This window comes from Streptomyces misionensis (assembly GCF_007896895.1).
GTDB classification, from domain to species: domain Bacteria; phylum Actinomycetota; class Actinomycetes; order Streptomycetales; family Streptomycetaceae; genus Streptomyces; species Streptomyces misionensis_A.
The window spans coordinates 1-9,234 of sequence record NZ_VOGW01000137.1; the positions used below are offsets into that span (position 1 = coordinate 1).

At 72.6% G+C, this 9,234-nt stretch carries 8 protein-coding genes; 5 read left to right on the forward strand and 3 right to left on the reverse strand.

What is annotated here, in order from left to right; translation table 11 throughout:
• The 3 genes from FRZ03_RS24200 to FRZ03_RS24210 form a co-directional block, all read right to left on the reverse strand.
• Positions 1–1,091, reverse strand: a 1,091-nt coding sequence (locus FRZ03_RS24200; protein WP_146467258.1) for a DUF5667 domain-containing protein, incomplete at its 3' end; no start/stop codon positions are given.
• A gap of 224 nt (positions 1,092–1,315) precedes the next feature.
• A complete protein-coding gene (locus FRZ03_RS24205; protein ID WP_146467259.1) occupies positions 1,316–2,104 on the reverse strand; it encodes an ECF subfamily RNA polymerase sigma factor, BldN family in 789 nt (262 codons plus the stop codon).
• 319 nt (positions 2,105–2,423) lie between these two features.
• On the reverse strand, positions 2,424–3,362 hold the full coding sequence (locus FRZ03_RS24210) for an HAD family hydrolase (RefSeq protein ID WP_146467260.1): 939 nt from the start codon (positions 3,360–3,362) through the stop codon (positions 2,424–2,426).
• Positions 3,363–3,471: 109 nt separating this feature from the next.
• Here FRZ03_RS24210 and FRZ03_RS24215 point away from each other — a divergent pair, with 109 nt between their 5' ends.
• The 5 genes from FRZ03_RS24215 to FRZ03_RS24235 all read left to right on the forward strand — a co-directional run.
• Complete coding sequence (locus FRZ03_RS24215; protein ID WP_146467261.1) at positions 3,472–3,762, forward strand: glutaredoxin family protein; 291 nt, start codon at positions 3,472–3,474, stop codon at positions 3,760–3,762.
• A 280-nt stretch (positions 3,763–4,042) separates the two neighbouring features.
• Positions 4,043–4,810, forward strand: a complete 768-nt coding sequence (locus FRZ03_RS24220; protein WP_146467262.1) for a redox-sensing transcriptional repressor Rex — start codon at positions 4,043–4,045, stop codon at positions 4,808–4,810.
• A complete protein-coding gene (locus FRZ03_RS24225) occupies positions 4,807–6,486 on the forward strand; it encodes a glutamyl-tRNA reductase (RefSeq protein ID WP_146467263.1) in 1,680 nt (559 codons plus the stop codon). The genes FRZ03_RS24220 and FRZ03_RS24225 overlap by 4 nt, the downstream gene beginning before the upstream one ends.
• A complete protein-coding gene (gene hemC, locus FRZ03_RS24230) occupies positions 6,483–7,442 on the forward strand; it encodes a hydroxymethylbilane synthase (protein WP_070022633.1) in 960 nt (319 codons plus the stop codon). The genes FRZ03_RS24225 and hemC overlap by 4 nt, the downstream gene beginning before the upstream one ends.
• A partial coding sequence (locus FRZ03_RS24235; protein ID WP_261399321.1) for a bifunctional uroporphyrinogen-III C-methyltransferase/uroporphyrinogen-III synthase occupies positions 7,439–9,234 on the forward strand: 1,796 nt, incomplete at its 3' end. The genes hemC and FRZ03_RS24235, both read left to right, overlap by 4 nt.

Here is a 9,234-nt window from a genome sequence, read left to right on the forward strand (position 1 = left end):
GACTTCGGCGGGTCGAGCAGGCCGCCCGTGCTCCCGCCCAGCAGGCCGTCGCCGGTGCTGTCGGTGGCCGTGCCGCTGGGGCCGCCGGGAGCGGAGTGACCGGCGGACGGGGTGTGGCTGGGCGGGGCCGACCGGTGGCCGCCGGCGGAGCCGGTGGACGCAGACCCGGAGTCCCGGTGCTTGCCGTCGCCGCCCTGGGTGGGCTGCTGCGGCAGCAGGGACTGGAGCGGGGCGACCTCCTGGTCTATGGCGTCGAAGACTGACGACACCTGCTCTTTGACGTCCCCGAGCTGCACCGGCAGCTTGTCGCTGAGCGCGCTCCAGGCCTCGCGGTGGGACCGGGAGAACGTGGACAGCGCCTGGATCGGGCCCAGCGAGTCCGGGTCGGCCTCATAGGCCGCGTGCAGCAGCCGGTGGCCCTCGGTGACATCGCGCTGCATCCCGGACAGGGTGCGGCGGATCTCGCCGATGGACTCGTGGTCGAGTTGCCCGCCGCGGCCGCGCTCCATCAGCCGGCGGGCCTCGCCGAGCCGGGTGGAGGCCTGGTCGAGGTAGGTCTGGCCGCGCTGGTCCTGGCCGTCGCTCAGGTAGTCGAGCTTGAAGTCCTCGATGCCGCGTTTTAGTCCGTACAGCGAGTCCCCGGGCAGGGCGTCGGAGCTCGCGGCGGCGACCCCGCCGAAGGCCCCGGCGGCCACGCCCACGCTGAGCCCGCCGGCCGCGAGGCCCTTGGTCAGCCTGGACCGCGGCCGGAGTTTGCCCAGCGGGCTCGCCCGGTGCGCGCCCTTCGCCTTGCGCTGACCCGGCACCGACACGTCCGCCGCCCCGGCCCCCTCCTGGAACATGGCCTCCATCGCGGCCACCAGCCGGGCGCGTTGGACGACCTTGACCTCGGGGTCGAGCTGCGGCCTGGGCAGTGCGCCGAGGCCGTCCGCGAGGGCCAGCAGCCGGCCCTGCTCGGTCGGATCCTCGGGGTCCGGCGGGGGACCCGCCGGTGCTGCGGACTGCTCGGCCGCCGTGTCCCGGTCGGACTGCTCCTCCAGGGCCTGGGCGAAGGCGTTCGCCCGCCGGTGCGCCGATACGTTCGCGATCACTGGCGGCACCTCCTCTCGTCATGACGGTCGACTCCCCAGGGGGTCCTGAGGGTTGCACACCCCGACCTCCGCCACACGAACGGGCGATGGGTCGGCCGGGAAGCGACCACAGGGAGCCTGTATCCCGCACAACGACTGGCGCGGCACTTGGGTTACGGACGCCGGATGATCGGTCGGGAAACGCAACCCGCGTTCACAGAAGGTGAGTTGGTGGTCGCCCGCGGTCAGCGGGCGTCGTCCGGCAGCAGCCGGGCGAGGGTGCGGACGGCGCGGTACTGGAGCGTCTTGATGGCGCCCTCGTTCTTGCCCATGACCCGGGCGGTCTCGGCGACCGAGAGCCCCTGGAGGAAGCGGAGCGTCACGCACTCCTGCTGCTGCGGGTTGAGCCGTCGCACGGCGTCCAGGAGCGCGGCGTTCGACAGGGACTCCAGGACGGAGTCCTCCGGGGAGCGCTCGACCTCGTTGGCGTCCAGCATCTCGCCGGTGGTGACCTCCAGGCGGAAGCGGCTGGACTTGAAGTGGTCGGCGACGAGGTTGCGGGCGATCGTCACCAGCCAGGCGCCGAAGTCGCGGCCCTGCCAGGTGAAGGTGCCGATCCGGCGCAGGGCGCGCAGAAAGGTCTCGCTCGTCAGGTCCTCGGCCGTCGCCCGGCCGCCGACGCGGTAGTAGATGTACCGGTAGACCGTGTCGCTGTACTGGTCGTACAGCCGGCCGAAGGCCTCGGCCTCCCCCGCCTGGGCGCGCTCGACCAGGTCCATCATCCGGGCGCTGTCGCTGTCGGCGGCCGGCCGGCGGGCGGTGGCCGCGGAGCCGGCTCCGGCGGACCGCCCTCGTCTGCCGACGGCGGCGCCGCCGTCGGCCAGTGCGTAGCACGGGCCCGTGGGCGCGGCGGCGGCGAAGGCGGGGACGGCGTGCGCGGTGGGGACGAGGCCGCGCAGCGTCTCTTTGACCGTTGCGACAGTTGCGCGCAGCGTAGCCAGGCCCGAGGCGTCAACCCCGACGTGTGGGTACACGGGACTCCCAGAGGCAGAGCTTTCATCACGTGCAGTGCGGAACCGTTCACCCGTCGTAGCGACGGAGGGGTACCGGTTTGCGTCTGAGGAGAATAACGCTTCGTGCAGGGCCTGCTACACCGAGTTGCTCAAATCATCGATTGCGTCGCATCTGTTACCGATTGGCGCCCTGTCAAGTTCCGCAATCTGATCACTTGGTGACCGAAAGACGGCGTCTTTCGGCAAAGTCATGGGCGTGTTGAAGTGGCCGCGGCATAATCCGGGCCGTCGGCACGGGCATGACCTGGGGAGACGGCGCCGATCGCAGAGAAGTGCGGATTTATCGACGTCGCCGGCTGAGGGCGATCGCCGCGGCCGTCCCGCCGGCCACCGCGCCGACGCCCGCCGCGGCCGGGATGCCCACCTTCGCCGCCTTGCGGCCGGTGCGGTAGTCCCGCAGCCGCCAGTCCTGCTCCCGGGCGTGCCTGCGCAGCTTGGCGTCCGGGTTGATGGCGTAGGGGTGGCCGACGAGGGAGAGCATCGGGATGTCGTTGTGGCTGTCGCTGTACGCGGCGCAGCGGGAGAGGTCCAGCCCCTCCGCCGCGGCCAGCGCCCGCACCGCCTCCGCCTTCGCCGGGCCGTGCAGCGGCTCGCCGACCAGCCGGCCGGTGTAGATGCCGTCGACCGACTCCGCGACCGTGCCGAGCGCGCCGGTCAGGCCGAGGCGGCGGGCGATCACCGTGGCGATCTCCACCGGCGCCGCGGTGACCAGCCACACCTTCTGGCCCGCGTCCAGGTGGGCCTGGGCGAGGGCGCGGGTGCCCGGCCAGATGCGGTCGGCCATGTACTCGTCGTAGATCTCCTCGCCGATGGTCTGGAGCTCGGCGACGCGATGGCCCTTGACGATGGAGAGCGCCGAGTCGCGGGCGTCCTGCATGTGCTCGGGGTCCTCGACGCCGGCCAGCCGGAACCAGGCCTGCTGCCAGGCGAACCGGGCCAGGTCGCGGGTCTCGAAGAACTTCCGCTTGTACAGGCCCCGCCCGAAGTGGAAGATCGCGGCGCCCTGCATCACGGTGTTGTCGAGGTCGAAGAACGCGGCGGCCTTGTCGTCGCCGACCACCGGGAACTGCGGTTCCTCCGGGGCCTGCGCCGGTTGCGGCCGGGTCTCCTCCGCCTCCTGCGAGGACTTGCGGGCGGCCTCCGCCGAGGCCTCGCCTGCCAACACGCTCCGCGCCGTGGCGGAGCGCCTACGGGGAGTGAGCCATCCGAGAGCGGCCATGTCGTGAGCATAGCCAGTCCGTTCGGTGCTTCCGGAGCCGAGAGGTCGGAAGGGCGTGAACTCTGGGTGAGGCGAGGGTTAACCGGCGTGTGGCGGGCGGCGCGCGAGAATGGCCGGTATGAGTCCACTCTTCCGACGCAAGACCGAGAAGACCGAGCCCGGTGAGCGGCTGGTCACCCTCGTCCGCAAGCCGGGCTGCCATCTGTGCGACGACGCGCAGGCCGTGATCGAGAAGGTCTGCGGGGAACTCGGGGTGCCCTGGGAGCCGAAGGACATCACCGAGGACAAGGCGCTGCACGACGAGTACTGGGAGCAGATCCCCGTCGTCCTGATCGACGGCGAGCAGCACACCTTCTGGCGCGTGGACGCGGACCGGCTACGCCGGGCACTGACCGACTAGTCCAAACGTCCCGAAATTCGCTTAGGATCGATGGGCGGTTTGGTCTCGGGGGCGGGATTCGTGAGGAGCGTGGGCGGTTTTGCCCCCAGTAATGAAGGCGCGCCGGTGGGTTGCCGCTGGTTCCCGCCAACGGCGTGAAAGTTGCGTGACCCCGGTCACTTCTGCCGGGCAAATCGGACACCATCTTTGTGCACGCGTTCACAAAGACATAGCCTGCTTTCGACGGGGCGGTCTGGGGACGTATGACCGCCCGCAGCCCCGCTCTACCCGCAGGAGCACCGTGGCAACTGGCCGAACACACCGACCGGCGACCCGCAGCCGAGGGATTCCCGAGGCCACCGTCGCCAGGCTTCCGCTGTACCTCCGAGCCCTGACCGCGCTGTCCGAGCGCTCGGTACCCACGGTCTCCTCCGAGGAACTGGCCGCGGCGGCGGGGGTCAACTCCGCGAAGCTGCGCAAGGACTTCTCTTACCTGGGCTCCTACGGAACGCGCGGTGTCGGCTACGACGTGGAGTATCTCGTCTACCAGATCTCGCGCGAACTCGGCCTCACCCAGGACTGGCCGGTTGTCATCGTCGGTATCGGCAACCTCGGCGCCGCCCTCGCCAACTACGGCGGGTTCGCCTCCCGCGGTTTCCGGGTCGCCGCGCTGATAGACGCCGACCCGGGGCTGACCGGGAAGCCGGTCGCCGGCATCCCCGTGCAGCACACCGACGAGCTCGAGAAGATCATCAAGGACAACGGGGTCTCCATCGGCGTGATCGCCACCCCGGCCGGCGCCGCCCAGCAGGTCTGCGACCGGCTCGTGGCCGCCGGTGTCACCTCCATCCTGAACTTCGCGCCGACCGTGCTCTCCGTGCCGGAGGGCGTCGACGTGCGCAAGGTCGACCTGTCGATCGAGCTCCAGATCCTCGCCTTCCACGAGCAGCGCAAGTCCGGCGAGGAGACCCCCGCCGGTGACGGCGCCGTGCCCGCCGCGGTCACCCCGCGCGACGACTCCGCCGACCAGGGCCCCGACGGGGACGTACCCGCGGTGATGCCGGCATGAGCCTCCTCGTCGTCGGACTGAGCCACCGCAGCGCTCCGGTCAGCGTGCTGGAGCGGGCGGCGCTGAGCGCGGACGCGCAGACCAAGCTGCTGCACGACACGGTCGCCGCCGAGCCCGCCACCGAGGCCGCGGTGCTCGCCACCTGCAACCGCATCGAGCTGTACGCCGACGTGGACAAGTTCCACGCCGGTGTCGCCGAGCTGTCCACGCTGCTCGCCCAGCACAGCGGCGTCGGCCTGGAGGAACTGACCCCCTACCTGTACGTCCACTACGAGGACCGGGCCGTCCACCACATGTTCTCGGTGGCCTGCGGTCTGGACTCGATGGTCGTCGGCGAGGGCCAGATCCTCGGCCAGATCAAGGACTCCCTGGCCCGCGCCCAGGAGCTGCACACCGCGGGCAAGCTGCTGAACGACCTGTTCCAGCAGGCCCTGCGGGTCGGCAAGCGCGCCCACTCCGAGACCGGCATCGACCGGGCCGGCCAGTCCCTGGTCACCTTCGGCCTGGAGCAGCTGGCCGCGGGCGGCGACGTCCGGCGCTGGGCCACCGGCCGCAGGGCGCTGGTGATCGGCGCCGGTTCGATGTCCTCGCTGGCCGCCGCCACGCTCGCGCGGGCCGGGGTCGCCGAGATCACCGTGGCCAACCGGACCTTCGAGCGCGCCGAGCGGCTCGTGCAGATCCTGCACGAGGCCGACGACAACGCGGTGAGCGCCCGCGCGGTGCGGATGGACGCCGTGGGCGACGAGCTGACACGTGCCGACGTCGTCGTCTCCTGTACCGGAGCGACGGGCCTGGTGCTCACGGCGGAGGCGGTCGCGCAGGCGGTCGAGGGCCGCACCGGGCAGCCGGTCGTCGCCGACACCGCTCCGGCGGCCGTGCGGACCGGGGCCCCGCAGCCGTCCGCCGACGAGAACTGCCCCCTGGACCTGGCCGCCGCGCAGCCCGGCTTCTCGGTGATGGGCGAGGCCGCGGTGGCCGGCATGGACGCGGCCACCCTGGAGCAGCACGCGGCCTGGGCCGCCGGCGGCAACACGCGCCCGGCGGGCGGTCGCGCTCCCGAGGCCGCCGAGGCGGACGCCGAGCTGATCACCGCGCTCGCCGCGACCGCCGCGACCGCGGGCCGGATTCCCGAGCGGCGCCGTCCCGAGCCGGTCGCCGAGCGTCCGGCGCCCTTCTTCTTCCTCCTCGACCTGGCCATGCCCCGCGACATCGACGCGGCCGTGCACCGGCTGGCCGGGGTGCGCCTGGTGGACATCGAGTCGCTCGCGGAGGCCTCCGCCGACGCGCCGATGGCGGCCGACGTGGACCAGGTGCGGCGTATCGTCTCGGACGAGGTCGCGGCCTTCGGGGCGGCCATGCGGGCGGCGCACATCACGCCGACCGTGGTCGCGCTGCGCACCATGGCCGCCGACGTCGTCGCCTCCGAGATCGCGCGGCTGCACGGCCGCCTGCCCGACCTGGACGAACGCCAGCGCGGCGAGATCCGCCAGGCCGTGCACCGGGTCGTGGACAAGCTGCTGCACGCGCCGACCGTGCGGGTCAAGCAGCTCGCGGCCGAGCCCGGCGGCGCCGGGTACGCGGACGCGCTGCGCACCCTTTTCGACCTCGACCCCGAGACGGTCGCCTCCGTCTCCCGGGCCGAGGACAGCACAGAAACGAAGGACCGACCGGCATGAGTGACAAGGCACTTCGACTGGGGACGCGGCGCAGCAAGCTCGCCATGGCCCAGTCCGGGCAGGTGGCGGACGCCGTCCGGAAGGTGACCGGGCGGCCCGTCGAGCTGGTCGAGATCACCACGTACGGCGACACCTCCCGCGAGCACCTCGCGCAGATCGGCGGCACCGGTGTGTTCGTCGCGGCGCTGCGCGAGGCGCTGGCGCGCGGCGAGGTCGACTTCGCCGTTCACTCGCTCAAGGACCTTCCCACCGAGCAGCCCGCGGAGCTGGTCCTCGCGGCCCTGCCGGTGCGCGAGGACCCGCGGGACGTGATCGTCGCGCGCGACGACCTGAAGTTCACCGACCTGCCGCGCGGCGCCCGCATAGGCACCGGCTCCCCGCGCCGCATGGCGCAGCTGAACGCGTACGCCCGCGCCCACGGCCTGGACATCGAGACGGTCCCGATCCGCGGCAACGTGGACACCCGCATCCGGTACGTCCGCGACGGCGAGCTGGACGCGGTCGTACTGGCCGCCGCCGGGCTCAACCGGCTCGGCCGCATCGAAGAGGTGACCGACTTCCTGTCGGTCGACACGGTTCTGCCCGCCCCCGGCCAGGGGGCCCTGGCGATCGAGTGCGCCGCGGAGAACGCGGACCTGATCGCCGCGCTCGGCGAACTCGACGACCCGTTCACGCGGGCCGCCGTGACCGCCGAACGGTCACTGCTCGCCGCCCTGGAGGCCGGTTGCAGCGCACCCGTCGGTGCGCTGGCCGACCTGTTGGGCGACGGGCAGGTTGTCAAGGAAATGCGCCTGCGCGGCGTCGTCGGGACCACCGACGGCACCCGCATGGTGCAGCTGTCCACCACCGGTCCCGTGCCCCAGACGCACGAGGGTGCGCTGGCACTCGGTAGCGACCTCGCCACCGAGATGCTCGCCCAGGGCGCGGCCGGTCTGATGGGGGAGCGAGCACATTGAGCCCCACCGCCCTTCCTGCCGCCGGTCCGGAACACGGGCACGTCACCTTCCTCGGTGCCGGACCCGGGGATCCGGGACTGCTGACTCTGCGCGCCGTGGAGGCACTGTCGAACGCGGACGTCCTGATCGCCGAGCCCGAGGTGCTCGACGTGATCCGGACGCACGCGCGGCAGGGCGTCTCCGTCGTGCACACCGACGGGAACCTCTCCACGTCGCCGCCGGGCACGGGCACGCCGCAGCTCACGGTCGTTGACGGCACGTCAGCCACCGCCGCTGCCCCGTCCCCTGCCCGGGATGCCGCTCATCTTGTCATGGAGGCTGTGCGGGGCGGCAGGCGGGTCGTCCGTGCGGTGTCCGGGGACCCCGGACTCGACACGGACGCGGCCGAGGAGATGCTCGCCTGCGCCGCCGCCGGGGTGTCCTTCGAGGTGGTCCCGGGTGTGGCGGCCGCGGTGGGGGTGCCGGCGTACGCCGGTGTGCCGCTGCGGGACGCCGACGGCGCGGACGTGCGCTTCGTGGACGCCCGCAACGCCTCCGACCGCTGCTGGACGGAGGTCGGCGCCTCCGACGGCACGGTGGTCGTCTCCACGACCCTGGACGCGGTGGCCGCCGCGGCGGCCGAGCTGGTCTCGGCCGGCCGCAAGCCGGACACCCCGCTGACCGTCACCGTCGCCGGTACGACGACCCGCCAGCGCACCTGGACCGCCACCCTCGGCACGATCGCGCAGACGCTGAAGCAGGCCAAGGTGCTGCCCTCGCCGGAGGGCGGCCGGCCGGTGATAGCCGTGGTCGGCGAGCGTTCCGCCGCCGCCCGGCGCGACCGGCTGTCGTGGTTCGAGTCCAAGCCGCTGTTCGGCTGGAAGGTGCTCGTGCCGCGCACGAAGGAGCAGGCGGCCTCGCTCTCCGACCAGCTGCGGTCCTACGGCGCGGTGCCGCACGAGGTGCCCACCATCGCCGTGGAGCCGCCGCGCACGCCCCAGCAGATGGAGCGCGCGGTCAAGGGCCTGGTCACCGGCCGCTACGAGTGGATCGCCTTCACGTCGGTCAACGCGGTGAAGGCCGTCCGGGAGAAGTTCGAGGAGTACGGCCTTGACGCTCGGGCTTTTGCGGGTATCAAGGTGGCTGCGGTGGGCGAGCAGACGGCTCGTGCGCTGATCGCCTTCGGCGTGAAGCCGGACCTGGTGCCGAGCGGTGAGCAGTCGGCGGCGGGTCTGCTGGAGGACTGGCCGCCCTACGACCCGGTCTTCGACCCGATCGACCGTGTCTTCCTGCCGCGGGCCGACATCGCCACGGAGACCCTGGTGGCCGGTCTGATCGAGCTGGGCTGGGAGGTCGACGACGTCACGGCCTACCGCACCGTGCGCGCCTCGCCCCCGCCGGCCGAGACCCGCGAGGCGATCAAGGGCGGCGGCTTCGACGCGGTGCTCTTCACCTCGTCCTCCACGGTCCGCAACCTGGTCGGCATCGCGGGCAAGCCGCACAACGTGACGGTGATCGCCTGCATCGGCCCGGCGACGGCGAAGACGGCGGAGGAGCACGGCCTGCGTGTCGACGTCATGGCCCCGGAACCCTCCGTCCACAAGCTGGCGGAGGCCCTGGCCGACTTCGGCGCCAAGCGGCGCGACGCGGCGCTGGAGGCCGGCGACCCGGTGACGCGCCCGAGCGAGCGCCGGCCGGGCGCCAAGTCGGACGCGCACGGCGGTGGCGCGCCGGAGGCCCACGCCACGCCGGTGCCCAAGGCGGACGCCGACTTCGCCTTCGAGCACGCCGAGTGCATCGGCTGCGGCGCGTG